Source organism: Pseudomonas massiliensis, assembly GCF_000826105.1.
GTDB lineage: Bacteria > Pseudomonadota > Gammaproteobacteria > Pseudomonadales > Pseudomonadaceae > Aquipseudomonas > Aquipseudomonas massiliensis.
Genome location: NZ_CCYK01000007.1, coordinates 1735001 through 1759842, shown reverse-complemented (window position 1 = coordinate 1759842; position 24842 = coordinate 1735001). Strand labels below are relative to the sequence as shown.

The 24842-nt window shown below is 63.8% G+C and carries 21 protein-coding genes and 1 pseudogene; 12 read left to right on the top strand and 10 right to left on the bottom strand.

The annotated features are described in order from the left end of the window. Positions 1–43: 43 nt before the first annotated feature. Complete coding sequence (sohB, locus tag BN1188_RS18835) at positions 44–1084, bottom strand: protease SohB (protein WP_040263072.1); 1041 nt, start codon at positions 1082–1084, stop codon at positions 44–46. A 205-nt stretch (positions 1085–1289) separates the two neighbouring features. On the opposite strand from sohB, the gene BN1188_RS18830 reads away from it, so the two are divergent. Continuing rightward, positions 1290–1985 (top strand): histidine phosphatase family protein, encoded by a 696-nt coding sequence (locus BN1188_RS18830; RefSeq protein ID WP_040263071.1) that lies wholly within the window; start codon positions 1290–1292, stop codon positions 1983–1985. Positions 1986–2018: 33 nt separating this feature from the next. Continuing rightward, positions 2019–2333, top strand: a complete 315-nt coding sequence (locus tag BN1188_RS18825; RefSeq protein WP_040263069.1) for an SCP2 sterol-binding domain-containing protein — start codon at positions 2019–2021, stop codon at positions 2331–2333. A gap of 292 nt (positions 2334–2625) precedes the next feature. On the opposite strand, the gene BN1188_RS18820 is transcribed toward BN1188_RS18825, so the two are convergent. Then, complete coding sequence (locus tag BN1188_RS18820; RefSeq protein ID WP_084596285.1) at positions 2626–2922, bottom strand: DUF1652 domain-containing protein; 297 nt, start codon at positions 2920–2922, stop codon at positions 2626–2628. 325 nt (positions 2923–3247) lie between these two features. On the opposite strand from BN1188_RS18820, the gene BN1188_RS18815 reads away from it, so the two are divergent. After that, on the top strand, positions 3248–4147 hold the full coding sequence (locus BN1188_RS18815; RefSeq protein WP_040263067.1) for an SDR family oxidoreductase: 900 nt from the start codon (positions 3248–3250) through the stop codon (positions 4145–4147). A gap of 24 nt (positions 4148–4171) precedes the next feature. Here the strand turns inward: BN1188_RS18815 and BN1188_RS18810 are convergent, their stop codons facing one another. Continuing rightward, entirely contained in the window at positions 4172–5092 is a 921-nt protein-coding gene (locus BN1188_RS18810; RefSeq protein WP_040263065.1) for a DUF72 domain-containing protein, read from the bottom strand. 120 nt (positions 5093–5212) lie between these two features. Here BN1188_RS18810 and BN1188_RS18805 point away from each other — a divergent pair, with 120 nt between their 5' ends. Then, a complete protein-coding gene (locus BN1188_RS18805; RefSeq protein WP_040263063.1) occupies positions 5213–5638 on the top strand; it encodes a DUF1810 domain-containing protein in 426 nt (141 codons plus the stop codon). Positions 5639–5774: 136 nt separating this feature from the next. On the opposite strand, the gene BN1188_RS18800 is transcribed toward BN1188_RS18805, so the two are convergent. Then, positions 5775–6284 carry a hypothetical protein gene (locus BN1188_RS18800; protein WP_040263056.1) on the bottom strand — a complete coding sequence of 170 codons (510 nt, stop codon included), beginning with the start codon at positions 6282–6284 and terminating at the stop codon, positions 5775–5777. 220 nt (positions 6285–6504) lie between these two features. Between BN1188_RS18800 and BN1188_RS18795 the strand changes: the two genes are divergently transcribed. The 7 genes and pseudogenes from BN1188_RS18795 to BN1188_RS18765 all read left to right on the top strand — a co-directional run. Next, complete coding sequence (locus BN1188_RS18795; RefSeq protein WP_040263054.1) at positions 6505–8298, top strand: di-heme-cytochrome C peroxidase; 1794 nt, start codon at positions 6505–6507, stop codon at positions 8296–8298. Beyond that, positions 8295–9485 carry a catalase family protein gene (locus tag BN1188_RS18790; protein ID WP_148485272.1) on the top strand — a complete coding sequence of 397 codons (1191 nt, stop codon included), beginning with the start codon at positions 8295–8297 and terminating at the stop codon, positions 9483–9485. The genes BN1188_RS18795 and BN1188_RS18790 overlap by 4 nt, the downstream gene beginning before the upstream one ends. A gap of 72 nt (positions 9486–9557) precedes the next feature. Next, the gene (locus BN1188_RS18785) at positions 9558–11264 is read left to right on the top strand and encodes an amidase (protein WP_040263052.1); all 1707 of its coding nucleotides are present in this window, start codon (positions 9558–9560) and stop codon (positions 11262–11264) included. A 166-nt stretch (positions 11265–11430) separates the two neighbouring features. Further along, complete coding sequence (locus BN1188_RS18780) at positions 11431–12591, top strand: HPP family protein (RefSeq protein WP_040263050.1); 1161 nt, start codon at positions 11431–11433, stop codon at positions 12589–12591. Between the two features lie 204 nt (positions 12592–12795). After that, positions 12796–13800: an ABC transporter substrate-binding protein gene (locus BN1188_RS18775; RefSeq protein WP_040263048.1), complete on the top strand. Its 1005-nt coding sequence runs from the start codon at positions 12796–12798 to the stop codon at positions 13798–13800. Beyond that, positions 13797–14828: a FecCD family ABC transporter permease gene (locus tag BN1188_RS18770; RefSeq protein WP_052469371.1), complete on the top strand. Its 1032-nt coding sequence runs from the start codon at positions 13797–13799 to the stop codon at positions 14826–14828. Before BN1188_RS18775 ends, BN1188_RS18770 begins: the two co-directional genes overlap by 4 nt. Before the next feature lie 122 nt (positions 14829–14950). Beyond that, a pseudogene (locus BN1188_RS18765) lies at positions 14951–15622 on the top strand (ABC transporter ATP-binding protein); the annotation flags it as partial. Here BN1188_RS18765 and eutC read toward each other — a convergent pair. Genes eutC through eat form a run of 3 tightly spaced genes read right to left on the bottom strand, consistent with a single transcriptional unit; the run spans position 15609 to position 19252 of the window. Next, positions 15609–16499 (bottom strand): ethanolamine ammonia-lyase subunit EutC, encoded by an 891-nt coding sequence (gene eutC, locus BN1188_RS18760; RefSeq protein WP_052469370.1) that lies wholly within the window; start codon positions 16497–16499, stop codon positions 15609–15611. The pseudogene BN1188_RS18765 and the gene eutC overlap by 14 nt on opposite strands. Next, positions 16496–17887, bottom strand: a complete 1392-nt coding sequence (locus tag BN1188_RS18755; protein ID WP_040263044.1) for an ethanolamine ammonia-lyase subunit EutB — start codon at positions 17885–17887, stop codon at positions 16496–16498. Before BN1188_RS18755 ends, eutC begins: the two co-directional genes overlap by 4 nt. A gap of 3 nt (positions 17888–17890) precedes the next feature. Further along, positions 17891–19252 carry an ethanolamine permease gene (gene eat, locus BN1188_RS18750; protein WP_040263042.1) on the bottom strand — a complete coding sequence of 454 codons (1362 nt, stop codon included), beginning with the start codon at positions 19250–19252 and terminating at the stop codon, positions 17891–17893. 274 nt (positions 19253–19526) lie between these two features. Here eat and qhpR point away from each other — a divergent pair, with 274 nt between their 5' ends. Continuing rightward, positions 19527–20591: an AraC-like transcriptional regulator QhpR gene (qhpR, locus tag BN1188_RS18745; protein ID WP_040263040.1), complete on the top strand. Its 1065-nt coding sequence runs from the start codon at positions 19527–19529 to the stop codon at positions 20589–20591. A 12-nt stretch (positions 20592–20603) separates the two neighbouring features. Here the strand turns inward: qhpR and BN1188_RS18740 are convergent, their stop codons facing one another. The 3 genes from BN1188_RS18740 to BN1188_RS18730 form a co-directional block, all read right to left on the bottom strand. Continuing rightward, complete coding sequence (locus tag BN1188_RS18740) at positions 20604–21758, bottom strand: MFS transporter (RefSeq protein WP_040264263.1); 1155 nt, start codon at positions 21756–21758, stop codon at positions 20604–20606. A 108-nt stretch (positions 21759–21866) separates the two neighbouring features. Beyond that, positions 21867–23420: a galactarate dehydratase gene (garD, locus tag BN1188_RS18735; protein ID WP_040263038.1), complete on the bottom strand. Its 1554-nt coding sequence runs from the start codon at positions 23418–23420 to the stop codon at positions 21867–21869. Between the two features lie 24 nt (positions 23421–23444). Continuing rightward, positions 23445–24794 carry an MFS transporter gene (locus BN1188_RS18730; RefSeq protein WP_040263036.1) on the bottom strand — a complete coding sequence of 450 codons (1350 nt, stop codon included), beginning with the start codon at positions 24792–24794 and terminating at the stop codon, positions 23445–23447. Between the last annotated feature and the right edge of the window lie 48 nt (positions 24795–24842).

The window sequence follows — 24842 nt, the reverse complement described above, 5'->3', positions numbered from 1 at the left end:
CCTATGCTAGGATGCCCCGCCTGACGCCGGCGGTAGATAGCGCTTACCAGAACCGTGCGGCCGTGAGCTTGCTCCAGGCGCGGGCGAAGCCGTGCTCCAGCGCACCGCTCGCTGCCAGGCCTACCCGCTCCGGCAGGCTTTTGCGCTCGGCGTAGTGCAGATGAAATACATCCGCGGCCCGGGCTCGTTCCGCCAGGTATTCATCGCTGGTCTTGATCTCATCCACCAGCTTGCGTTCCAGGGCAGAAACGCCCAGCCAGACTTCACCGGTAGCGACCTCATCGATGTTCAGCTGGGGCCGATAGTGAACGACGAAGTTCTTGAACAGCTTATGGGTGACGTCCAGGTCTTCCTGGAATTTTTCACGGCCCTTCTCGGTGTTCTCTCCGAAGACGGTCAGGGTGCGCTTGTACTCCCCCGCGGTATGCAGCTCCACATCGACGTCATGGTTGCGCAGCAGGCGATGCAGGTTCGGCAATTGGGCGACCACCCCTATGGAACCAAGCACGGCGAAGGGGGCGCTGAGAATCTTTTCGCCAATACAGGCCATCATGTAGCCGCCACTGGCGGCGACCTTGTCCACACACACGGTCAGCGGTACGCCAGCCTGGCGGATACGCGCCAACTGCGAACTGGCGAGGCCGTAGCTGTGGACCATTCCGCCGCCACTCTCAAGGCGCAGCACCACCTCATCGCGCGGCGTGGCCAGGGTCAGCAAGGCAGTGACCTCATGACGCAGGCTCTCGTTGGCGGACGCCTTGATGTCACCATCGAAGTCCAGAACATAAACCCGGCCCTTGGTCTCAGTCGTCTTGGCCTTTGCTCTTGCTTTACGTTTGGCTTTCTCTTCTCGGGATTGCTCCTTGCGCAAGCGTTTGAGCGCGTCCTTGTCGAATAGCGCGCTTTCCAGGCGTTCGCGTAGGCCCTTGTAGAAATCGTTCAAGCGGGTGACCTGTAGCTGGCCACCACCCTTGCGCCTGCCCTTGGCGCGCAATGAGGCGATGCCGGCCAGTACAATGAGAACGGCGATGACAAGGGTAGCGGTTCGGGCGAGAAAGCCCAGGTATTCGGAGAGAAACTCCACGATGACTCCTGCAGCGGATGGAAAACGTTCACCAGCATACCGATGCGCGTTGCCGGGGCATAGCGGGCTACAAGAGGGGACGCTGCAGGGAATGAAACGCCCTTTTGAAACGGTCGTATGAAATCACGTTGACACCTGCCGAGATCGCCCCTAACCTGCCGAGCACTCGTTTTGCACGGCAGTGTCACCGTGGGGGACATTCAGCTTGGGAAACCTTTATCTGATTCGGCACGGTCAGGCCTCCTTCGGCGCCGCTGACTACGACGTATTGTCCACCGTGGGTCAACGTCAGGCGGAACTCCTGGGTGACTTCCTTGCCCAGGTGGGCATACGGCTCCACCGCTGTGTCAGTGGCAGTCTCAGGCGCCAGCAGGACACCGCGCGGCACGCCCTGGCCCGCCTTCCCCACCCTCCCCGATTGGAAACCGACCCCAGGTTCGATGAGTTCGACGCCCAGGGCCTGATTCGCGCGCTGTTACCCGGTTTACTGGATACTGAACCCGGAGCCGGGGAGGTCATGCGCAATGCCGCGCAACACCCCCACGAGTTCCAGCGCCTTTTCGAGCGCCTGGTCTCCCAATGGCTAGAAGGCGGTGTCCAAGGTGGCAGCGAGTCCTGGGGCGCGTTCCTGGCGCGCACCGTCGAGGCCGTTACCAGCCTCCTGCGCGCCGCCGCGCCCGGGGAAAACATTGCCGTCTTCACCTCGGGCGGCGTGATCACCGCCCTGCTCCACCGCTATACCGGCCTGGCTGCCAGCGAGGCCTTTCGGCTGAACTGGCAGATCTACAACAGCTCCTTGAATCATCTGCGCTTCAAGGGCTGCGATGTAACCCTGGTGTCTTTCAACGGTCATGCCCATTTGCAACTGGCCCAGGCACCAGACTTGATAACCTGGCGCTAGCGCCATCCTCAGCACTCCTGACAGGACACCCCAATGAGCGACGCAACGAAAGCCATCGAAAGCATGAAAGCCAAGTTCAACCCCGCCGCCGCGCAGGGCCTGGATCTGGTCTTCGGTTTCCGCATCGACGAAGACAAGCACTACAACCTGATCGTCAAGGATGGCGCCTGCGACATCCAGGAAGGCGAGAATCCCGATGCGAACGTTACCCTGGTGATGGACAGCGAAACCCTGGAAGGCATCGTCAGCGGTAACACCGACGGCATGCAGGCCTTCATGCAAGGCAAGCTGCGCGCCGAGGGCGACATGATGCTGGCCATGAAACTGAGCGAACTGTTCCCGGTTTGATGTACCGGTCCGGGCCGCGAAACACACTTCCGCGGCCCGGGCCTGCTAGCTGTCAACCTGGCGGGGCGCATCCCCTCGTTCGAACAGCTTGCTCAGCCATCTTCAGTTTGGCGGTACCTACCAAGGCGTTGCAGGCCTTGTCCAATAAAGCACTCAAGGTCAGCACTTGCTGCTCGGGAGCGGATATTAAGGCTCGTCCCTGCGGTGGTACCAGGCGACCTTGCGTTCTGCACCTCCTGGCGTCCGAAATTGACCGCACGGCCTTCGCCAGCCAAGCGGGCATACGGAAGAATCAGAGACGACGGGACGAATGAACATGCTGAGTTCGGACCACGATAGAAGCAGGGAATGCCTGATGTTGTTCCAGGCGAGTGCGCAGATCGGCGATCAGGGCGCAGATTTCGCGGCTGCTGGCGAAGCGGTCGGGCGATATGCCTTCGGCTGCCAGCATCAGTTTTCCGCTATGCAGGTCTTCGATGCGGATGTTGAATTCATCGTCGTCGGCGTGTTCGCAGGTGCAAGCGAGCGGTAAAAAGGCCTGCTCGACGATGCCTCGGATTTCCAGCGGGCTTAAACCTATGGTTTTCATGAAGCGACCTCCTTGGGCAGTGGCCCGGGTCGCGAAGGCGCAGAAGCGGAATGGAACGCATCAATTTCCCAGGCTTACCCATCATTTATAGACTTCGAGGCGCATCGCGGCAACGACCTCTACTCCGCGCGCTGCCTGCCGGGCGGCTGCATTGGAGACATGGATTACGAGTGTTCCACGAATTGCCCAGGCGGAAAGCTTTCAGCGAGGCAATACCGCAGCCTTCGACCAGCGCGTCCGCCCGTCGTACAAGCCGTCTGCCAAATGAAACAGAACGTTGCGCCCGGCTTCGACACGTTCAGCATTCATCGAACAGGAGCCCATCATGGCAGCCGGCAATCAGTACCAGATGCAAGACCCCCGCACTCAATACCCTACCCCCGAGTTCGAAGAACAGCCTCAGCCAGCCCCTGGCCTTGACTCGAAAATGAAGCCCGAGCCCGACCACGGCGAAGCCACCTATGAAGGCGCCGGTCGGCTGAAGGGTCGCAAGGCGCTGGTGACCGGCGGCGACTCTGGCATTGGTCGCGCCACCGTCATCGCTTACGCCAGGGAGGGCGCCAGCCTGGTCATCAACTACCTCCCCGAGGAAGCCTCGGATGCCCAGGCCGTCATCGACCTGGTCAAGGGTGAAGGTGGTGAAATCGTCGGCATCCCGGGCGACCTCAAGGATGAACGCTTTTGCCAGAGCCTGGTGCAAAAAGCCCATCAGGCCCTGGGCGGGCTGGATATCGTTGTCAACGTGGCCGGCAAGCAGACGGCCAGGAAGAACATCGCCGAGATCGACACCGAGCAATTCGACGCTACCCTCAAGACCAACCTCTACGCGCTGTTCTGGATCTGCAAGGCGGCGCTGCCGCTACTGCCTGCCGGCGCTGCCATCATCAACACAGCGTCGATCCAATCTTATCAACCATCGGCCACCCTGCTCGATTACGCCACCACCAAGGCGGGCATCGTCGGTTTCACCAAAGCCCTGGCCAAGCAAGCCATCGAACAGGGCGTACGGGTGAATGCCGTGGCGCCGGGGCCGGTGTGGACGGTTCTGCAGCCCAGCGGCGGCCAGCCGCAGGAGAAGATCCCGCACTTCGGTGAGCAGACACCTTACAAGCGTCCAGGCCAGCCGGCCGAATGTGCGCCCCTCTACGTTTTCCTGGCTTCGCAGGAGTCGAGCTATATCACCGGCGAGACCTTTGGCGTGACCGGCGGCAATCCACTGCCGTAACGCGCTCGCGACCAGGCCAGTCGCCTACCATGGCACCTGGCCTGGCAGCCTGCCGGGCTGTACCTGCAGCGCGTCGCTCAGGCCAAGCCGCTCCAGCAACGCTCGCGCGTCATAGGGCGCGTGCACCTTCAGGTCGTTGTCGAAAAAGCAAAAGACATCCCGGCTCTTGCGCCTGCGCCCTTGTGCCGGGCTGATCGTGATGGGGCTCGGCGCCTGCCGGCCTTGACTCCAGCATGCAATGCGGGCTTGCCAACGGTCGAGGGTTTCGCCGCTATATCCGCTTTCATAAAGCTTGGCGTCTCCGTGCAAGCGAATGTAGACGAAATCGGCGGTCAGGTCCTCCGCGTAGGGCCACTTGCCGGCCGTGTCCGCCACCACCAGCGCTACGCCGTGGCGGCGTAGCAGATCGATGAAAGCTGGCGTGGCAAAGCTTTCGTGACGAATCTCCACGGCATGACGCAGGCGAATCCGCTGGGGTATGTCCAGGTAGCCTGGTTTGCGTAGGCGCTCGGCACCCTGCTCGGCCAGGGCTCGAGCTTGAGCCCCGGTGCGCGGCAAAAGGGTCAGGAAAGCTTCGAACAGCTTCGGCTCGAAGCGGAACGTGGCCGGGAACTGCCACAGGAAAGGCCCGAGCTTTTCCTTGAGTTGAAACATGCCTGAGGCGTAGAAGTTCGCCAACGGGCCTTCGATGTCCTTCAAGCGCCGGGTGTGTGTGACATAGCGCGGCCCCTTGACGCTGAACATGAAACCTTGCGGCGTGGCGGTGTACCACTGCGCGTAGCGGTCCGGTGCCTGCAGGGCGTAGAAGGATCCATTGATCTCGATCGCCCGCACCGCTCGCGAGGCAAAGGCCAGCTCATTGGCCTGCGCTAGCCCCTTGGGATAGAAATCCCCTCTCCAGGGCGCATAACGCCAGCCTGAGATACCAATGCGAATGTCACCCATGAGTGCCGTTCCCGCGTCGAGGACTGGTGATCGGACCAACGGGGTGGTGGGCGGTTCACTGCGGGGAACTTGCCGGCCTGGCGATAGCCTTTACTTGATCGACGAACAAGCGAGGCCGCCATGACCGCTCATTATGACTTGCAGCGTTTTCTGGATGCCCAGGCGCCAGCGTACGCCCGGGTAGTGGAGGAACTGCGCGCCGGCCAGAAACGCAGCCACTGGATGTGGTTCGTGTTTCCTCAGCTGCAGGGGCTTGGTCGCAGCGAGACCGCCAGGTACTACGCCATCAGCAGCGTCGATGAGGCAGTTGTCTATCTGGCGCATCCGGAGCTCGGCCCGCGCCTGCGCCAATGCTGCCAGATGCTGCTACAGCTACAGTCGCGCTCGCCGGCAGAGATCTTCGGCGAGCTGGACGCGCTCAAGCTGCATTCCAGCATCACCCTATTTTTGCGCGCTTCGAGTAACGACCCACTCCTTCAGAAAGTGCTCGACCGGTTCTACTCGGGCGAACAAGACCCTCGCACGCTTGAGCTACTGGCCAGCTAGCGCCCATCACGCTCTCAGGCTCTGCTGTCGTGACCCTCGCCACAGCCCCGAGGGTTCCCTGAGTGCGCCGACCGTTGCACACCGCTTCGACGGCCGGACTTCCAGGCTGCTGGCGTTCACCCCAGTTTCGCCAGGCCTAGAACAGCCAAGGGTGATGTTCCGGCAGCACCCCGGTTTCCAATGCGATCATCAGTTGCTGCGGGTGTAATACCCAGGCGTTACGGTCGAAGGCCTGCTGTAGCTCCCGCCAGCGCACCCGCATCCCGCAGCAACAGAATTCGAGTGCCTTCGGCAGCTTGGGCAGTACGTGCAAGCCTTTTTCCGCTGCGAGCAGCTCCAGTCGCAAACGCTCCGCAGCGGTAAAGCCGAAGAAGAAAATGCGGGGGCTGAAGCCACCCGCGAGCCGCGCCAGTGGATCAGGCGCCGGCGGCACCTGCGCCTGGTTCAACCATTCGCCGCCTCCGTGCACCCGCACCATGCAAGCCTTGTGGAAGCTGGCGAAGGCACCGGTGTGCTCGCGGCCCTGCACAGCCAGGCTGTTTTCCTGCCAGTACAGCAGCGTATGTTCGCTGATGGCGCCCTGGCGGCTGCGGTAACTGAAACGAATGGGGGGCGCGCGACGGGTGTTGCGATAGCGAATGTCCATGCCAGCGTTCGGCATCCTTTGAGAGGGGTTTTCCAAGGTATAGGCCCTGGGCCGGGGCTTTCCATAAAGCAGCGCCTTAAATGCTTGTAGGAAAAGTTACCTGGCTCACCCATCCCCGCCAAACGCAGCCTTTCACTGCCGGGGGCAGCACGAAATAGCCACTTGCCATCATGCGGGCGATAGGGCATAAAGGCGCCCGATTTCACCATGGATGGCCCCAATGCGTCGTGTCGCTCGCCTTAGCTTCGCCCTGCTCATTGCGCTCCTGCTCGCCCTGGCTGTGTTGCTGTATTACGTAGCCTGGCCGAATCTCCCCACCTACCAGGCGCCCACGCAGGTGCGCTACCTCGATCAATGGAGCCCAGCGGACCGCCAGCTGTATTACTTCACGCCCCAGGGCACACAGGTCAAAGGCCTGCGCTATCAGTGGTTCACCGCCCTGGAGCAGCCCTTCTCGGCGACTCCCTTTGCGTTGCAGAGCAACCTGGGGCGCTTCGGCTTTCTTTTCGAACAGCCGGCTGCCGACGCCAATTCCGGCCGGTTGCCGGTGGGCTTCACCCAGCACTTGAACCCCGATGATGGCCAACGCTACCTAGACATCACCTGTGCCGCCTGCCATACCGGGGAACTGCGCTATGGGGGAACAGCGGTGCGCATCGACGGCGGAACCGCGCAACACGTACTGCCCTCGAGCGTGCCGACCCTGCGCGGTGGCAGCTTCGGCCAGGCATTGGTCGCCAGCCTTGCCGCCACCACCTACCTGCCCTGGAAGTTCGACCGCTTCGCCCGCAAGGTGCTAGGCAATAGCTATCCCAAGGGCAAGGACGAGCTACAGGCTGCCCTCAAGCAGTCGCTGTTCGCATTCGTGCGCGCGGCCTGGAACGACACCCACCGCGGGCTCTATCCTGTTGAGGAAGGACCCGGCCGTACCGACGCCTTCGGGCGTATCGCCAACGCGGCCTTCGGCGACGCCATCACGCCGGACAACTATCGAGCCGGCAACGCCCCCGTTGATTACCCGCAACTGTGGGACATCTGGAAATTCGACTGGGTCCAGTGGAACGGCTCGGCCCAGCAGCCGATGGCGCGCAATATCGGCGAATCACTGGGCGTGGGCGCCACGCTGTCCTACTTCGACGCGGACGGCCAGCCTCGCATGGGGCTGGATCGCTATCCGTCGAGCGTCCGGGTGAAGGACCTGCACCTGATCGAGGAAACCCTGCAGCGGTTACGCCCTCCGGCCTGGCCCGAGGATGTCTTCGGCCCTGTGGACCTGCCCCTGGCAGCGCAGGGCCGCGCGCTCTTCACGCAAAACTGCGCCCATTGCCACGAGCCCCGTGGCCGTGAAGCCAATGGACGGCTGGAACTGAAGCTGACCCTGTGGCCCACGGCGCAGATCGGCACCGACCCGACTGCAGCGGACAACATTGCCAACCATCGCTTCGACTTATCCGCGCTGGCCTGGACACCCGAAGAGCTGCGCGCCCTGGACGTCCATCCCAAACCCGAGAAGATCGACCTGCATAGCGTCTCGGTGGCCATGGGCCTGGCCTGGGTCACAGCTTTCGTGGAGCAGCGTGCCTATGCGGACGCCGGTATACCCGCCGAACAACAGGGGCACATGAACGGCTTCGATTTGCCGATAGGCGTACGCGAAGAGGCCGCCTACAAGGCCCGCCCGCTGGCCGGCGTCTGGGCAACGCCACCCTTCCTGCATAACGGCTCGGTACCCAACCTCTATCAGTTGCTATCCCCGCAGGACGAGCGGGCCGTGACCTTTTATCGAGGTACCTTCGAATACGATCCTCGTCACCTGGGCTATCAGACCGGTGCTTTCACGGGTGGCTTCCGCTTCGATACCCGCATCCCCGGTAACCGCAACGGCGGCCATGAGTTCCGCGATGGTCCCCAGGGCAGCGGCGTGATCGGCCGCCTGTTGCAACCCCAGGAGCGCTGGGCCCTGCTCGAATACCTCAAGGTGCTAGGCACACCACTGGAGTCTCGCCTGCCATGACTGAACGTACCCTATTCATTTCACGCAAGCGCGGCCCTGGCCGCGGTCGATGGGCGGCCGCCTGGCTGATTCTCGGTCGATGGCTGGCGCGGCTGGTCATCGGATTGGCGATTCTGGGGTTGCTTGGCTGGGGCGGCGCCAGCCTCTGGTACGCCTGGCGCTTTTCGGGCCCGGTCGCGGCGGTGGAAGAGATACCCGAAGGCGAGGCCGCCATGACTCAGGACGTGATCCAGACCGCCATCCGTATCGTCGACCGTTTCCGCACCGATACTCGTTACCTGCGCGACGCCCACGCCAAGGCCCATGGCTGCGTGCGCGCTCAGGTAGAAGTGGCCAGCGACCTGCCCGCCCAGTGGCGCCAGGGCGTATTCAGCGAACCTGGCAAGACATGGGCAGCCTGGGTGCGTTTGTCCAACGGCAACGCTTACCCGCAATTCGACAAGCTTTCCGACGCTCGCGGCATGGCGATCAAACTGCTGGACGTTCCCGGCACGCAATTGCTCGACAGCCAGCAGGCTCGTCGTGAGCAGGACTTTGTCATGTTCAACCATCCCAATTTCTTCGTCAGCGACGTGGCGGAATACCGGCAGAATGTCGCCGCCCAAGCCGAAGGCAAGCGGGCCCTGGCCTTCTTCCCCAGTTGGGACCCGCGTACCTGGCAGATACGCCACCTGCTCATTGCCTTCGCCACCTTGAGCAAGGCGCCGGATAGCCCTGTGGACGCCACCTATTACTCCGTGTCGCCTTACCGCTTCGGCCCTGAAAATGCCAAGTTTCGTGTGGTGCCCGAGCCCTCCGCCTGCCCGGCGTACAGCTTGCCGAAGATGAACAGGGACCAGCCCAATTTTCTGCGCGACGCGCTGTTCCAGCAGCTTTCGGCGGACCGCCAGCCAGCCTGCTTCGCCTTGCAGGTCCAACTGCAGGACCCTGCCCGCTACATGCCGCTTGAAGACACCAGCGTGACCTGGAAAGAGAGCGATTCGCCATATCGTACCGTGGCGCATCTGCGAGTTGCGCCCCAGGATTTCGACACCCCTGAACAGAACCTGGCTTGCGACGACATGCGCTTCAGCCCTTGGCATGGCCTGGAAGCCCACCGTCCACTGGGTGGGATCAACCGGTTGCGCAAGGCTGTGTACGAGGCGGTGGCCGATTACCGCCACGCCCGAAATGCTCAGGCGCAATAGCCTGGGCAAGGATTGCAGTCTTGTCAGGTGACGGCCAGAATGCTCTCACCTGATCGTCTCAACCGGTGCCCCATGTTCCAAGTTACGGAAGTCTCCATCGCCGAGCTGCGCGCCGCGCTCGAAGCCGGCACGCTTACCGCGGTCGACCTCGTTCATGCCTACCTGGCCCGGATCGATGCCTTCGACCGCCTTGACACCGCTACCGCGCTCAACGCCATGGTCGTGCGCAACCCCGCCGCATTGGAGGAAGCCGCCGCGTCAGACGCTCGTCGCGCGCGAGGCGAAACCCTGGGCCCGCTGGATGGAATCCCCTACACGGCCAAGGACAGCTACCTGGTCAAAGGCCTGACGGCCGCTTCGGGCAGCCCGGCTTTCGCTGAACTGGTCGCCCAGCGCGACGCCTTCACCATCGAGCGCTTGCGGGCCGCCGGCGCCATCTGCCTGGGCAAGACCAACATGCCGCCCATGGCCAACGGCGGCATGCAGCGCGGGGTCTATGGCCGCGCCGAGAGCCCCTATAACGCGGCCTACCTGACCGCCCCGTTCGCCTCTGGCTCATCCAATGGCGCAGGTACCGCCACCGCGGCCAGTTTCAGCGCTTTCGGGCTTGCCGAGGAAACCTGGTCCAGTGGACGGGGCCCGGCCTCCAACAATGGGCTGTGCGCCTATACCCCATCGCGCGGGGTGATCTCGGTGCGCGGTAACTGGCCGCTGACGCCTACCATGGACGTGGTAGTGCCCTTCGCTCGCACCATGGCTGACTTGCTGGAGGTGCTGGACGTGATAGTCGCGCCGGACCCGGATCCTCGGGGTGACCTCTGGCGCCTGCAGCCCTGGGTCCCGATTCCCCCGGTAGCCTCGGTGCGCCCGGCGTCCTACCTGGCGCTGGCCGCGCCTGCCAGCAGCCTGGCCGGCAAGCGTCTGGGGGTGCCGCGCATGTATATCAATGCCGACCCCGAGGCAGGCACCAGTGAGCAGCCGGGTATCGGCGGCCCTACCGGGCAACGCATCCAGACCCGCGCTTCGGTCATCGCGCTCTGGCAACAGGCGCGTCAAGCGTTGGAAGCTGCGGGCGCCGAGGTCATCGAGGTGGACTTCCCGCTGGTATCGAACTGCGAAGGCGACCGCCCCGGCGCCCCCACTGTCTACAATCGGGGGCTGGTGTCCAGGGAGTTCCTCCATCACGAGTTATGGGACCTGACCGCCTGGGCCTTCGACGATTTCCTTCAGGCCAATGGCGACCCCCGGCTGAACCGCCTGGCGGACGTGGACGGCCCGAGGATCTTCCCACACGAACCCGGCACTTTGCCCAACCGCGAGGGTGACCTGGCCGCCGGCATGGACGAGTACGTAAACATGGCCAGGCGCGGCATCACGCCCTGGGACCAGTTGCCGACCCTGCCGGATGGCTTGCGCGGGCTGGAGCGTACCCGGCGGCTGGACCTGGAAGACTGGATGACCGAGCGCGGCCTGGACGCTGTGATATTCCCCACCGTGGCCGATGTAGCGCCCGCGGATGCGGACGTAAACCCTGCCTCGGCGGATATTGCCTGGAGCAACGGTGTCTGGGTGGCCAACGGCAACCTGGCGATACGCCATCTTGGCGTGCCCACCGTCACTGTACCCATGGGGGTAATGGCGGACATTGGCATGCCGGTAGGGCTGACGTTCGCCGGTCGCGCCTACGACGACAATGCCTTGCTGCGCTTGGCCGCAGCGTTCGAGGCCACCGGCCAGCGTCGCCAGATACCACCGCGCACGCCGCCCCTGCCGATCTGATTCGACGGTGGCGACAAACAGCGAAGCTGGCCCAGGTGGCTTGGCGGGCCGACGCCGGCAGCTTCGCTATTTTTTCCAGGATGCTCACGCCCTGAAGGGTGCTGGGCTCGCGCTCAAACTTCATTTGCCCGCTTACTGGGCGCCACTACAGGCTCACTGCTAGAAGATGTCCGTTCCTACCCCTGACCCGAACGAGCCCAGGCATACCCGCCTTGGTGTATTCGTACGCGCGCTTTGGCCACAACCCCAGCCGATCAACCTGCGTGAGCGCTGGCGTGCCAGCATGGGCGCCGCAGTCGGCATTCTGTCGGTCGCCTTGCTGGCAGCGGGCTGGGTCGGCGGTTTCCTTGCCCACGATCACCAGGCCCTCGCCCTGGCCCTGGTCGCCCCACTGGGGGCCAGCGCGGTACTGGTGTTCGGGGTGCCGTCCAGCCCGCTGGCCCAGCCTTGGTCAGTGGTAGGCGGCAATACCCTTTCAGCCCTCACGGGTATCGCCTGCGCCAAATGGGTGCCGGACGCTTCCCTGGCGGCGGGCCTGGCGGTGGGCCTGGCCATCGCGGTGATGCTGGCCTTGCGTTGCCTGCATCCGCCCGGCGGCGCTTCAGCGCTGTTGATGGTGCTCATGGGCTGCGAGCACTTTTCCTTCGCCGTCACCCCGGTGCTGCTCGATTCATTGCTGTTGGTGGCCGCCGGGCTGCTCTACAACAACCTTACCGGCCGACCGTGGCCACACCTGCAACGGGCCGCGCCAGCCGCGGCGACCACGCGCCTGCAACGCAGCGACCTGGACGCGGTACTGTCGCGCCACAACCAAGTGCTGGACATCAGCCGGGACGACCTCGAAGCTCTGCTCGAGCAAGTGGAAGCGCTGGCCTACCAGCGCACCATGGGCGAGGTACGCTGCGCGGATGTGATGACCCGGGACCCGCTCGCCGCGCGAGTGGAAATGCCTTTGAAAGAAGCCTGGGCCTTGATGCGCAAGCATCGGATCAAGGCGTTGCCAGTGGTCGACGGCCGCCGCCACCTGCTGGGAATCGTGACTGTGGCCGACTTCATGCGCCAGATCGACCTGGACGTCCACGAAGGCATGGCCTGGCGGCTGCGCTCCCTGCTACGGCCTCGCCCTTCCCAGACCCAGGGCGTGGGGCGGATCATGACGCGCACCGTCCGGGTCGCCAGCCAGGACCGGCTGCTGATAGACCTGGTGCCCGTGTTTTCGGAAAACGGCCATCGCCATATTCCCATCATCGACCAGGAACAGCATCTGGTAGGCATCATTACCCAGTCAGACCTGATCAAGGCCTTGTATCGTGCCGTACACGGCTAAAGGCTGGTAACAGCCTGGCGTGGTACCCGACGATGCATTGGTTTAGTATGCCGTCCGCCGGTTTCCGAGTGAAATCATGCAGCACCCATCAAGACAGAGCCGCCTCATGGTCGGAGCTGGCCAGCACCGCGTCGGCGGCGCACGGAGGCCGTGACTGCTTCTCCTCCACGCCGGGTGCTCTTCCATCGACATCAAGGATGCTCCATGCTCCCGTTCCGCTTTCTTGGCGTGGCTCTTGTCTGCCTCGCCGGCAACGCCTTCGCCGACGCTCCGGAAACCGCCGTCGCCCTGGACAACTGCGGCCAGGCCCTCAGTTTCCAGGAGGCACCCGCGCGAGCGGTGACCATCGGCCAGGCCGCGACCGAAATGCTCTATGCGCTGGGCCTGGGCGATCGTCTGGCAGGCACTTCCCTGTGGTTCAACGCGGTAGACCCTCGCTACGCCGAGCAGAACGCCAAGGTGCCGCGCCTGGCCAACAACGAGCCCGGCTTCGAGACCGTCATCGGCAAGCGCCCGGGGCTGGTGATCGCCCAGTTCGAATGGATGGTGGGCCCTCAGGGGGTAGTGGGTACGCGCGAGCAGTTTCACGACCTGGGCGTGCCGACCTACATCCTGCCTTCCGACTGCGAAGGCAAGGACAACCTGGTCGGGGCTGATGGGACCCGGCTTCGCCCCTTCCGCGTCGAGAGCGTCTATGAAAGCGTCGTTCAGCTGGCGCGTATCTTCGGGGTGCCGGAGCGCGGCAGCGCCCTGGTCGAGGGCTACCGAAGCCGCCTGGCCGCCGCCACCGCCCAAGCGCCGGGCAACCAGGCCAAGGATCTTTCCGCAGTCGTGTGGTTCTCCAGCGCCAACCTGGCCAGCGATCCCTACGTGGCCGGCCGCCAAGGGGTGGCCGACTTCCTCTTGGCCAGCGTGGGGCTGCGCAACGTAGTGACATCCACCGAGGAGTGGCCTACCGTCGGCTGGGAGACCCTGGCCAAGGCCAACCCCAGCATGATCGTGATCGCCCGGATGGATCGCCGTCGCTTCCCTGGGGATGACTACCAGGAAAAACTTCGCTTCCTGCGCACCGACCCGGTTACCCGCAACATGGACGCGGTCAAGCATGACCGCATCGTTATCCTCGACGCCGAAGCCTTGCACGCCGGAAACCGGCTGTTCAACGGCATCGAAGAACTGGCCAGGGCTACCCAGGCATTGACGCCATGATCCGCTGGCGCTCAGGGCTAAGCTATCTGCTACCGCTGGGCATCGGCGGCGGCCTGCTGCTGATCGCCTTGTTGGGCGCCATCAGTCTGGGGGAAACTTCCCTGGCAGTGCCGGTGGTGTTCAAGGCCGTGGCCAATGCCCTCGGCGCCCAGTACCCGCTGGACCCGATCGACCAGGGCATCGTCTGGAACTACCGGCTGCCACGCAGCCTGGTGGCCGCCGCCTGTGGCGCGGGCCTGGCCCTGTGCGGGGTGATACTCCAGGCGCTGTTGCGCAACCCGCTGGCCGAGCCTTACCTGCTGGGTATTTCCGCCGGGGCATCCACCGGCGCTGTGCTCGTGGCCATCGTCGGCCTCGGCGGCGGACTGCTTTCCCTGCCCCTGGGCGCCTTCAGCGGCGCCCTGCTGGCATTTGCCCTGGTCGCCCTGCTGGTCAGGGCGTCGCGCCTGCGCAGCAGTGCCGGGCTTATCATCCTCGCCGGCGTGGCCGGCTCGCAACTCTTCAATGCCCTGACCGCCCTGCTCATCGCCAAGTCCGCCAACGCCGAGCAGGCCCGCGGCATCCTCTTCTGGCTGCTGGGCAACCTCAGCGGGGTACGCTGGGGCGCCGTCTGGCTCACCTTGCCAGTGGTGGCCCTCGGCCTGGCCGTAAGCTGGTCGGAACGACGTACCCTCGATGCCTTCATCTTCGGCAGCGAGGCCGCGGCCTCCATGGGTATCGCAGTGCGACGTTCACAGATCGTGCTGATCGGCACCGCCGGGCTGGTCACCGCCGTACTGGTCTCACAGGTGGGCGCCATCGGCTTCGTTGGCCTGGTCATTCCCCATGCGTTGCGCTTGTGGGTAGGCAGCGGACACCGCCGGCTGGTGCCCCTGTCGGCACTGTGTGGCGCGCTCTTCCTGATCGCCGCCGACCTGTTCTCGCGCACCCTGGTCAAGGGCCAGGTGCTACCGGTGGGTGTGATCACTGCCCTGGTAGGCGCCCCGGTGTTCGCGCTGCTTCTGATGCTGGGGGAGCGAGGCCGGTGAACGCAGCCTTGTCTCCGCTAGCCCTGAGCCCGCTTCCCTTGCGCTGCGAGAGATTGACCTGGCGCCGTCACGGGGCCACGCTGCTCGACAGCGTCACGCTCGATGTACACCCCGGTGAGAAACTGGGCATTGTCGGGCCGAACGGTTCGGGCAAATCCAGCCTGCTGCGCCTGCTGGCCGGGCTGGTGGCCCCTAGCGCGGGCGCGGTCTGGCTGGGCGGCCGGCCGATGGGTGAGCTCACCCGGCGGCAGGTTGCCCAGGCCATGGCACTGGTTCAGCAACATAGCCAGGCCACCGAGCGCATTCGCGTCTGCGACGCGGTGGCCCTGGGGCGTACCCCTTGGCTGTCTTCCATTCGTCCCTGGGGCACCGAGGACGACCAGGTCGTGGCGCAGGCCCTGGCGCAGGTAGGCATGGCTGGCTTCGCACGACGCTGGTGGCATAGCCTCTCTGGCGGCGAACGCCAGCGGGTGCAACTGGCCAGGGCCCTGGCCCAGCAACCACGGGTGCTGCTGCTCGATGAGCCGAGCAATCACCTGGACATCGCCCAGCAACTGTCGTTGCTCAAGCTGATAGGCAGATTGCCGGTCACCCTCCTGTTGGCCCTGCACGATCTCAACCACGCCCTGTATTGCGATCGCCTCGCGGTACTCGATCGCGGCCGCCTGGTGGCGCTGGGGCCTCCTCGACAGGTGCTTACCGAGGAGTGCCTAGCGGGTACCTTCGGGGTAGCCGGCCACTGGCTGCATGATCCGATGGAAGGGCGGGACGTACTGGTGTTCAAGCCCCTGTAGACTTCTCCGGCCGGCCCGGCCCAAGCAGGAAATTCCCCGGGCTCGGCTGCGTCTGGTCCAGGGCGAGCAGGGGCAGCTGGGCTTCATCCTTGAGCTGAACGCCCGACAGGCCTCGCTTGCAAGCTTCACGCATGAGATAGGCAAGCTTGTGCGCGGCCGTGGCATAGCTCAACCCATCGGGTCGCACGTTGGAGATGCAGTTGCGGGACGCGTCGGTGAGGCCCACCCGAGGCGCATAGGTAAAATACAGCCCTAGACTGTCCGGTGAACTCAACCCCGGGCGCTCGCCAATCAGGTTTACCACCATTCGAGCATTCAACCCCTGGGCCACTTCGTCAGCCACCGCTACCCGGCCTTGCTCGACGATCACCAGGGGGGCGACTGTCCATCCTTCCTCCCTGGCCAGCGCCTGGATGCGATCGACCATGGGCGCGGCGTGACGCTGAACCGCCAGCGACGAAAGCCCATCGGCAATCACGATGGCCAGGTCGAAGCCTCTGCCCTGGATTGCACCAGTACCCTTCAGGCTCGCAAGGCTGTCCTCGGCCAACCGTCGTCCCAGGTCGGGCCGTTGCAAATACACCAGCCGATCAGCAGCCGCGCTGTGCAGCGTCAGAATAGGCGCCTGCGTTTCTCCGAGCGCTGCCTTCAAGCCGTCGACGTCCAGGGGCAAATGAACGGCGTCTCGGGCTTGGGCGTGGGCGAACTGGAATGCCAGCTGCGCCTGGGTCGGCAGGCTGGTGCCAGCGCGGCCCAGGGCGATCCGTGCCGGCGTCAGCGCACGCAGGGCCTGCCACGGGTCAGCCTGGGCGGGTTGCTGCGGCTTGCCCGACGCGGGCCGTGCTTGCGGTTCGTCAGCGTAGTCCGGGACATTCATAGCTGTGCCAGCGCCCTCGCGAAGGCGTCGGGCAGCTGGCTGCCCAGGCGCAATTGCGAGCCTTCTTGATTCAGGATACCCATGCGCGCCAGCCAGCCCTCGAACTCCGGGGCGGGCCGCAACCCGAGCACCTTTCGTGCATAAAGGGCGTCATGGAAGGAAGTGGTCTGGTAGTTGAGCATCACGTCGTCAGAACCTGGAATACCCATGATGAAGTTCACCCCTGCCGTACCGAGCAGGGTCAACAGGGTGTCCATGTCGTCCTGGTCGGCCTCGGCATGGTTGGTATAGCAAATATCGCAGCCCATCGGCACGCCCAGCAGCTTGCCGCAAAAATGGTCTTCCAACCCGGCGCGGATGATCTGTTTGCCGTTGTAGAGATATTCCGGCCCAATGAAGCCGACCACGGTATTCACAAGGAAGGGGTGATAGCGCCGGGCGACGGCATAGGCTCGAGCCTCGCAGGTCTGCTGGTCCACACCGTGGTGAGCGTTGGCCGAAAGCGCGCTGCCCTGCCCGGTTTCGAAGTACATGAGGTTCTCCCCCAAGGTGCCTCGCTTCAGGCTCAGGCCGGCGTCATAGCCCTCCTGCAGAACGCTCAGGCTGACCCCGAACCCCGCATTGGCCGCTTCGGTGCCGGCGATCGACTGAAATACCAGATCCACGGGCGCGCCTCGCTCGATGGCAGCGATCGAAGAGGTAACGTGGGTTAGCACACAGGCCTGGGTGGGTATTTCGTAGCGCTGGATCACGCCATCGAGCATTTTCAGCAGCTCGATGATCGCCGGCAGGCTGTCACCGGCCGGATTGATGCCGAACATGGCATCGCCGTTGCCGTAGAGCAGGCCATCGAGCAGGCTCGCGGCAATGCCCGCCGGGTCATCCGTAGGATGATTGGGCTGCAGTCGCGTGGACAGCCGCCCAGGCAGGCCCAGGGTGCCGCGGAAGGCCGTCACCACTCTCACCTTGCGGGCGACCAGGATAAGGTCCTGGACGCGCATCAGCTTGGATACCGCCGCTACCATTTCCGGCGTCAGCCCCGGTGCCAGCGCCGTCAGCACCGGCCCGCTCGCCGCCTCGCTGAGAAGCCAGTCGCGAAACCCTCCTACGGTCAGGTGCGCCACGGGTGCAAAAGCATCCGCATCATGGGTATCAATGATCAGCCGGGTTACTTCGTCGGTTTCGTAAGGAATCACCGCTTCATCGAGAAACCGCCGTAAAGGCACCTCGGCCAGGGCCATCTGCGCCGCTGCCCGCTCGGCATCGCTTTGCGCCGCGATGCCCGCCAGCATATCTCCGGAGCGGGCCGGGCTGGCTTTGGCCAACAACGTCCGCAAACTGTCGAACTCCCATTGCAGTTGCCCCAGTGTCTGACGGTATCGAGCCATGCTTCAACTCCCGTTGGCGACCACAGTCAAGCCTGGCGCACGCCCGCGCACCACCTTGGAAAAGATGGCACCCAAAGCCATCAACCCGACGAAAAGCGCGCCGACCTGAAGATTGAACCAGATCATCGCCAGCAGACAGACTATTGCCAGGGTCAAGGCGATGGCCGGTACCACCGGATAGCCAGGGGCGCGGAAACTGCGCTCCAGACCAGGCTCGCTGCGGCGCAGCTTGAACAGGCTGAGCATGCTCACGATATACATCACGATAGCGCCGAATACGGACATGGTGATCATGGCGGCAGTCAGGCTCATGCCCTGGATATTGATTAGGCCGTCGCTGAAAATGGCCGCGATACCGATCAGGCCGCCAGCGATGATTGCCCGGTGCGGCGTCTGGAACCGAGAGAGCTTGGCCAGGGCCGGCGGCAGGAAACCGGCCCGGGCCAGGGCAAAGAACTGCCGCGAGTACCCCAGGATGATGCCGTGGAAGCTGGCGACCAGCCCGAACAGGCCAATCCATACCAGCATGTGCATCCAGTTGGAATCACTGCCTACTACTGCCTTCATGGCCTGGGGCAAGGGGTCGTTGATATTGGACAGCGCTCGCCAGTCCCCTACTCCGCCAGCGAAGATCATTACGCCGATGGCCAGGACGACCAGCGTAAGGATGCCGGCGATGTAGGCTCTGGGAATGGTGCGCCTGGGATCCTTGGCCTCTTCGGCGGCCATGGCCGCGCCCTCGATGGCCAGGAAGAACCAGATGGCGAAGGGAATGGCAGCGAATATGCCAGCCAGGGCACCCGTGCTGAAAGTGTCCTCGCCTGCCCAGCCGCCCAGGGCAAAATTGGCGAAGCTGAAGCCTGGGGCTACGACGCCCATGAACACCAACAGCTCGGCCACCGCCAGCACCGTGACCACCAGTTCGAAGGTGGCGGCGATGCTCACGCCCAGGATGTTCAGGGTCATGAATACCAGATAGGCCCCTACCGCTGCCCACTTGGGGTCCAGCCCCGGGAACTGGACGTTGAGGTAGGCACCGATGGCCATGGCGATGGCTGGCGGAGCGAAAACGAATTCGATCAGGGTCGCCAGGCCGGCGATGGTACCGCCAGTAACACCGAAAGCGCGCAGGCTGTAGGCAAAGGGGCCGCCTGCGTTGGGAATGGCGGTAGTGAGTTCGGTGAAACTGAAGATGAAACAGGTGTACATGACGGCCACCATCAAGGTAGTGACCAGAAAGCCCAAGGTACCTGCCGTGCCCCAGCCGTAGCTCCAGCCGAAATACTCGCCGGATATGACCAGCCCTACCGCAATACCCCAGAGGTGGATCGTGCCAAGTGTAGGTTTAAGGGTGTTAGCGCTCATCGATCACGCTCCAGTAGTTAACCCGATAAGGTATCCGGGGTTTCAGGGAGCATAGACGTGCCCTGGCAGTAAAACTTGACCGCAGCGCCTGGCGCCAGGCGGCCTAAGGTCAAATCGTCAAGGCTGCCCTGCTTTTGCGCGGCTTGCTCGATACCTGCACCGGCCTGGTTCACCCTTGACGTTGAAGGTCCGGCAAGGTGAACACCAGCCTCGTTCGCAAGCGGGAACGCCTTTTGCTAAACAACAATACTCCAGCTTGCCAAGGTAACCGTCCGTGACGCCCACCACTGCCAGCTTTGCCTCGCCCGGAAACGCGGCGCGTCCACATCTTGGTGTGCTGTCCGCGGCCGCCAGCGGCCTGGACAGATTTATCATCGAGCAAGGCGGCGACCTTGACCGGGTGTTCGGCCATGCAGGCATCGACCCCGAACAACTTGCCCACCCGACCTTGAGCCTGGCGCTGCCCAACTACTGCCGGGTACTCGAAGTCGCCGCCCGGCAGACCGGTTGCGACACCTTCGGGCTGCGCTACGGCGAGCAGTTCATGCCCCAGGCGCTGGGCCTGCTTGGCTATGTGGGCCTGTGCTCCCCGACCTTGGAAACCGCCCTGATCAACTTTGCTGAAGCCTTTCCCTATCACCAGCACAGTACCCTGATCGAGCTGGTGGATGAGGGCGAGTGCTATCGGTTCGACTATCAGGTTCGCCATGGGTCGATCGTCGAACGGCGCCAGGACGCCGAACTGACCATGGGCATGGCGCTGAACCTGGTTCGCCACGCCCTTGGGCCAGGCTGGCATCCGCGGGAGGTGGGCTTCGAGCACAGTAGGCGCGGAGACGTTGAAAGGCATCGGCAGGTATTCGGTGCGCCCGTTCACTTCGACCGCGCTTGCAATTGGCTCTTGATCCCCAAGGCAGACATCGCCGACCTGCCAATGCCGGGAAGCGATCCCGTACTGTTGATGCTCATCAAGGATGCCATTCGGCAACTCGGCGGGGCGGCCAGCGATGGAAGACTGATGCCTATGGTCGAGCGCGCTATCATTGAGCGGCTGCCGGAAGGCGAGCCCAGCCTGGAAGCGGTGGCACTGGCTGTGGATATGGGTGTCGGGACCTTGCAGCGCCGCTTGCGCGACCAGGGTTGTTGCTTCACCCAACTGGTGGAACGCGTGCGCCAGCGGCTGGCGCAGCGTCTACTGCGTGAGGGCGTGACCTCGGTCACGGAACTGGCAGGCCTGTTGGGCTATTCGGAAACCAGCGCCTTCTCCCGAGCTTTTCGCCGCTGGCATAACCTCAGCCCGCGCCAGTGGCGTGCCCTTGAAGCGGGCCGCCAGGCCTGAACAAAAGCCACTTCAGTTCACGCGCAGATAACGCGCGCTCGCGCTGACGAACAGAAGCAGCAGGATAAGGCTACCCAACGCCCAGGAGAGGCTGGCCAGATGGGCCAACAGGCCGATGCTGGCAGGGCCGAGCAGGATGCCTGCGTAGCCAAGGGAAACCATCGCCGGAATGGCCGAGCTCTGCGGCATCCGTGTCTGTCGCCCGACAGCGGAAAACAGCACCGGGACGATGTTCGAGCAGCCGGCACCCACCAGCGCAAAGCCCACCAGCGCGGCTGGCCAGCCCGGCAGCAACAACGTCACGGCGATGCCGGCCGCTGCGCAGGTACCGCCGAACATGACCACGCGAACCCCGCCCAGGCGATTCACCCAGGCGTCGCCGGTCAACCGGCCGAGCGTCATGGCGGCCGCGAAGGCAGCGTAGCCGAGTCCGGCCGAAGCGGCTTCCATCTGCCGAGCGGACACCAGGAACACGGCGCTCCAGTCCAGCACAGCACCTTCGGTCAGGAACACAATGAAGCAGAGAATGCCCAGGAACAGCACGATACCCCGAGGTACCGCGAACAGCGGTCCATCCCGTTCGCTACCATAGGGCAGCAAGGCCTTGCCAGCATAGAACAGCCCCAGCATGACCAGGCCCGCCACTACCAGGGTGGATGGCAGCGGTGCCAGGCCAAGGCTCAGCAGCCCGGTCATACCCGCGGCGCCTACGATCCCGCCCAGGCTGTACATGCCATGAAAGCCGGACATGACGGCTTCTTCACCCGCTTTTTCTACCAGCACCGCCTGTATGTTCATGGCGCAATCAAGCGTGCCCATGCAGGCACCGAAGAGCGCCAGCGCAATGGCTAGGGTGGCGGCATTGGGCGCCAGGGCAAGGGTAGGCAACAACAGGCAAAGCGCCACGCTGGCGACCGTTATGGTCCAGCGGCAGCCACGGTGGGCGGTCAGGTAGCCAGCGAAGGGCATGGCCAGAATCGAACCGCCCCCCAAACCCAGCAGCAGCAGACCCAGGGTACCGTCGTCGAGCCCCGCTCGTGCCTTGGCCAGAGGCACCATGGGCGCCCAGGCGGCCATGACGAAACCGGCGATGAAAAAAGCCACGCGAGTGGACAGGCGCTGGGGAGCACCCACCGCGGCGGTGGAAAGCGAGGATGGAGCGGTCATGGCAGGCGTTGGATCCTTGTTCAGGAAAGCGCCTACCTTGCCCATGGCCTTGAGCGAACGCAAGTCGAGCGCCGGGAACCGCGAGAGTTCCCGAGCGCAGCATGCGCCTCAGGTGATAGGCGCTGGGTTGAACAGCACGATGTCGTTATGCAACCTGTGACGCTCGGCCCAGGTCTGCTTGCGGCCACTGGCGACGTCCAGGTAGTAGTGGAACAGCTCCCAGCCAAGCTCCTCGATGGTCGCACGGCCCGTGGCTACCACACCGGCGTCCACGTCGATCAGGTCCGGCCAACGCTGCGCCAGTTCGGTGCGAGTGCTGACCTTGACCACCGGCGCCATGGCCAGACCGTAGGGGGTGCCACGGCCAGTGGTGAACACGTGCAGGTTCATGCCCGCAGCCAGCTGCAGCGTACCGCATACGAAATCACTGGCCGGCGTGGCGCAGTAGATCAAGCCTTTGCCCGTTACCCGCTCGCCGGGGCCGACCACGCCATTGATGGCCGAGCTGCCGGACTTGACGATCGAACCCAGGGACTTTTCCACGATGTTGGACAGCCCGCCCTTCTTGTTCCCCGGCGTGGTGTTGGCGCTACGGTCCGCCGCGCCGCGCTCAAGGTAATGGTCGTACCAGTCCATCTCGCGGACCAGCGCCTGCGCCACCTCCTGATCCTGGGCACGCGACGTCAGCATATAAATGGCATCACGTACTTCGGTCACTTCGGAGAACATCACAGTGGCGCCAGCGCGGATCAGCAGGTCGGAAGCGAAGCCCAAGGCCGGGTTGGCGGTGATGCCGGAGAAGGCGTCACTGCCGCCGCATTGCATGCCCAGGATCAGTTCCGACGCCGGGACTGTTTCGCGGCGGCGCTGGTTGAGCTTTTCAAGCCGCGTTTCGGCCAGGGCCATGATCTGCTCGACCATCTCCACGAACCCATGGCTGGCATCCTGCAGGCGATAAAGCCAGGGCTCGCTCAGGTCCACCGAAGGGTCGTCCTCGTGCATGACCTGCCCGGCCTGGAGTTTTTCGCAGCCCAGGCTGATCACCAGGGCCTCGCCCCCCAGGTTGGGGTTGCGGGCCAGGTTACGCACCGTCCGGATGGGAATGTAGGCATCCCGGGCGTTGATCGCCACGCCACAGCCATAGCTGTGGGTCAGGGCCACCACATCATCCACATGGGGGTAGCGCGGCAGCAGTTCTTCGCGGATACGCTTGACCGCGTGATCGAGCACGCCGGTCACGCACTGCACAGTGGTGGTGATCCCCAGGATGTTGCGCGTACCCACGGTGCCATCGGCGTTGCGATAGCCTTCGAAGGTATAGCCATCCAGTGGCGGCAGTGGCGCCGGTACCGCGTCGGACATCGGCAGGCTGTCCAGGGGTGGAGCGGACGGCATCGCCAGCTGGGTCTCCTTCACCCAGCTGCCCTGGCACAGGTCTTCAAGCGCGTAGCCAATGACCTGGCCATAGCGGCGGACCTCGCCCCCCTTGGGAATATTCACCAGGGCGACCTTGTGGCTCTGCGGAACGCCTTCGACGGTGGTCAGGCCATCCGGGAAGACGCTGCCTTCGGCCACGCCCTGGTCGTTGACCACCACCACCACGTTATCAGCCGGGTGTAGGCGCACGTAGCGCGGGGAATCGGAATGTTCGATCAACTGCATGGGGTTGGCCCCTTTTAATGTTATTCAGGCATGTACGGGTTGAGCGTCGGTCAGCAACTGGCCCTGGGCGTCGCGCAACTGCACGCGGCGGATGGGCCCGACGATGACCAGGTAGCTGAGCACCGCCACTAGGGCGTTGGCGCCAACGTAGACCAGGGCCCATTTGAATGAGCCGGTCGTCGAGATCAGGTAGCCGATCACGATTGGGGTGGTGATGGAGGCAACGTTGCCGAACATATTGAACAGGCCACCGCTGATGCCGGCGATCTGCCGCGGCGAGGTGTCCGACATGACCGCCCAGCCCAGCGCGCCTACCCCTTTGCCGAAGAAGGCCAAGGCCATCAGGCCGACCACCAGCCAGTCCAGCTGTACGTAGTTGCACAGGACCATGGTGGTAGAGAGCAGCAGGCCGCAAACGATCGGCAGCTTGCGGGCGAAGGTCAGCGAATGGCCACGACGTAGCAGCCAGTCTGAAATCACGCCGCCGAGCACGCCGCCGATGAACCCACAGATGGCAGGCAGCGAAGCGACGAAGCCGGCCTTGAGAATAGTCATGCCCCGCTCCTGCACCAGGTATACGGGGAACCAGGTCAGGAAGAAATAAGTGATGCCATTGATGCAGTACTGCCCCAGGTAGATGCCCAGCATCATCCGGCTGGTCAGCAACTGGCGCACATAACCCCACTGGGGGCCGGCACGTTTCTGCCCGGGCTGGTCCATGTCCACTACCCCGCCGTTGTCAGCGATATGACGGTATTCGGCTTCGCCTATCATTGGATGCTGGCCGGGGTTGTGCAGGAACTTCATCCAGACGCCGGCGAACACTACGCCCAGGGCGCCCATGATGATGAACACGTGTTCCCAACCCAGAGCATGGACGATCCAGCCCATCAATGGGGCAAACAGTACGGTCGCGAAATACTGGGCCGAGTTGAAAATGGCCGACGCCGTTCCGCGCTCCGCGGTGGGGAACCAGGCAGCGACTATGCGCGCATTGCCCGGGAAAGATGGCGCTTCCGCGAAGCCCACGAGGAAACGCAGGGTGAAGAGCGCCATGACGGCCGTGGCCACCGGCATGAAACCGACGAAGCCTTGCAGGAGCGTGAACACTGACCAGGTAAAGATGCTCAGTGCGTAGACTTTCTTGGAACCATAGCGGTCCAGCAGCCAACCGCCGGGAATCTGTCCTGCCACGTACGCCCAGCCAAAGGCCGAGAAGATGAATCCAAGGGTCAACGGGTCGATGCCGAGGTCTTTCTGGATGCTGGAACCGGCGATCGAAATGGTCGCGCGGTCGGCATAGTTGATCGTGGTCACCACGAACAGAAGGAAAAGAATCAGGTAACGCACATGCGTTTTCTTATTGGCATGCATCTAGAGCACTCCCACTTTTTATCGTTATGCGGGCTGTCGTCAGGGCGG

What these genes read in the sequence shown, in the direction of transcription:
- BN1188_RS18780 (WP_040263050.1), top strand. Translation starts at nt 11,431, where the DNA reads ATGTCCGTTCCTACCCCTGACCCGAACGAGCCCAGGCATACCCGCCTT.
- BN1188_RS18775 (WP_040263048.1), top strand. Translation starts at nt 12,796, where the DNA reads ATGCTCCCGTTCCGCTTTCTTGGCGTGGCTCTTGTCTGCCTCGCCGGC.
- garD (WP_040263038.1), bottom strand. Translation starts at nt 23,420, where the DNA reads ATGCAGTTGATCGAACATTCCGATTCCCCGCGCTACGTGCGCCTACAC.
- BN1188_RS18740 (WP_040264263.1), bottom strand. Translation starts at nt 21,758, where the DNA reads ATGACCGCTCCATCCTCGCTTTCCACCGCCGCGGTGGGTGCTCCCCAG.
- BN1188_RS18825 (WP_040263069.1), top strand. Translation starts at nt 2,019, where the DNA reads ATGAGCGACGCAACGAAAGCCATCGAAAGCATGAAAGCCAAGTTCAAC.
- eat (WP_040263042.1), bottom strand. Translation starts at nt 19,252, where the DNA reads ATGAGCGCTAACACCCTTAAACCTACACTTGGCACGATCCACCTCTGG.
- BN1188_RS18730 (WP_040263036.1), bottom strand. Translation starts at nt 24,794, where the DNA reads ATGCATGCCAATAAGAAAACGCATGTGCGTTACCTGATTCTTTTCCTT.
- BN1188_RS18815 (WP_040263067.1), top strand. Translation starts at nt 3,248, where the DNA reads ATGGCAGCCGGCAATCAGTACCAGATGCAAGACCCCCGCACTCAATAC.
- BN1188_RS18820 (WP_084596285.1), bottom strand. Translation starts at nt 2,922, where the DNA reads ATGAAAACCATAGGTTTAAGCCCGCTGGAAATCCGAGGCATCGTCGAG.
- BN1188_RS18795 (WP_040263054.1), top strand. Translation starts at nt 6,505, where the DNA reads ATGCGTCGTGTCGCTCGCCTTAGCTTCGCCCTGCTCATTGCGCTCCTG.
- BN1188_RS18770 (WP_052469371.1), top strand. Translation starts at nt 13,797, where the DNA reads ATGATCCGCTGGCGCTCAGGGCTAAGCTATCTGCTACCGCTGGGCATC.
- BN1188_RS18755 (WP_040263044.1), bottom strand. Translation starts at nt 17,887, where the DNA reads ATGGCTCGATACCGTCAGACACTGGGGCAACTGCAATGGGAGTTCGAC.
- eutC (WP_052469370.1), bottom strand. Translation starts at nt 16,499, where the DNA reads ATGAATGTCCCGGACTACGCTGACGAACCGCAAGCACGGCCCGCGTCG.
- BN1188_RS18785 (WP_040263052.1), top strand. Translation starts at nt 9,558, where the DNA reads ATGTTCCAAGTTACGGAAGTCTCCATCGCCGAGCTGCGCGCCGCGCTC.
- BN1188_RS18790 (WP_148485272.1), top strand. Translation starts at nt 8,295, where the DNA reads ATGACTGAACGTACCCTATTCATTTCACGCAAGCGCGGCCCTGGCCGC.
- BN1188_RS18810 (WP_040263065.1), bottom strand. Translation starts at nt 5,092, where the DNA reads ATGGGTGACATTCGCATTGGTATCTCAGGCTGGCGTTATGCGCCCTGG.
- BN1188_RS18800 (WP_040263056.1), bottom strand. Translation starts at nt 6,284, where the DNA reads ATGGACATTCGCTATCGCAACACCCGTCGCGCGCCCCCCATTCGTTTC.
- BN1188_RS18805 (WP_040263063.1), top strand. Translation starts at nt 5,213, where the DNA reads ATGACCGCTCATTATGACTTGCAGCGTTTTCTGGATGCCCAGGCGCCA.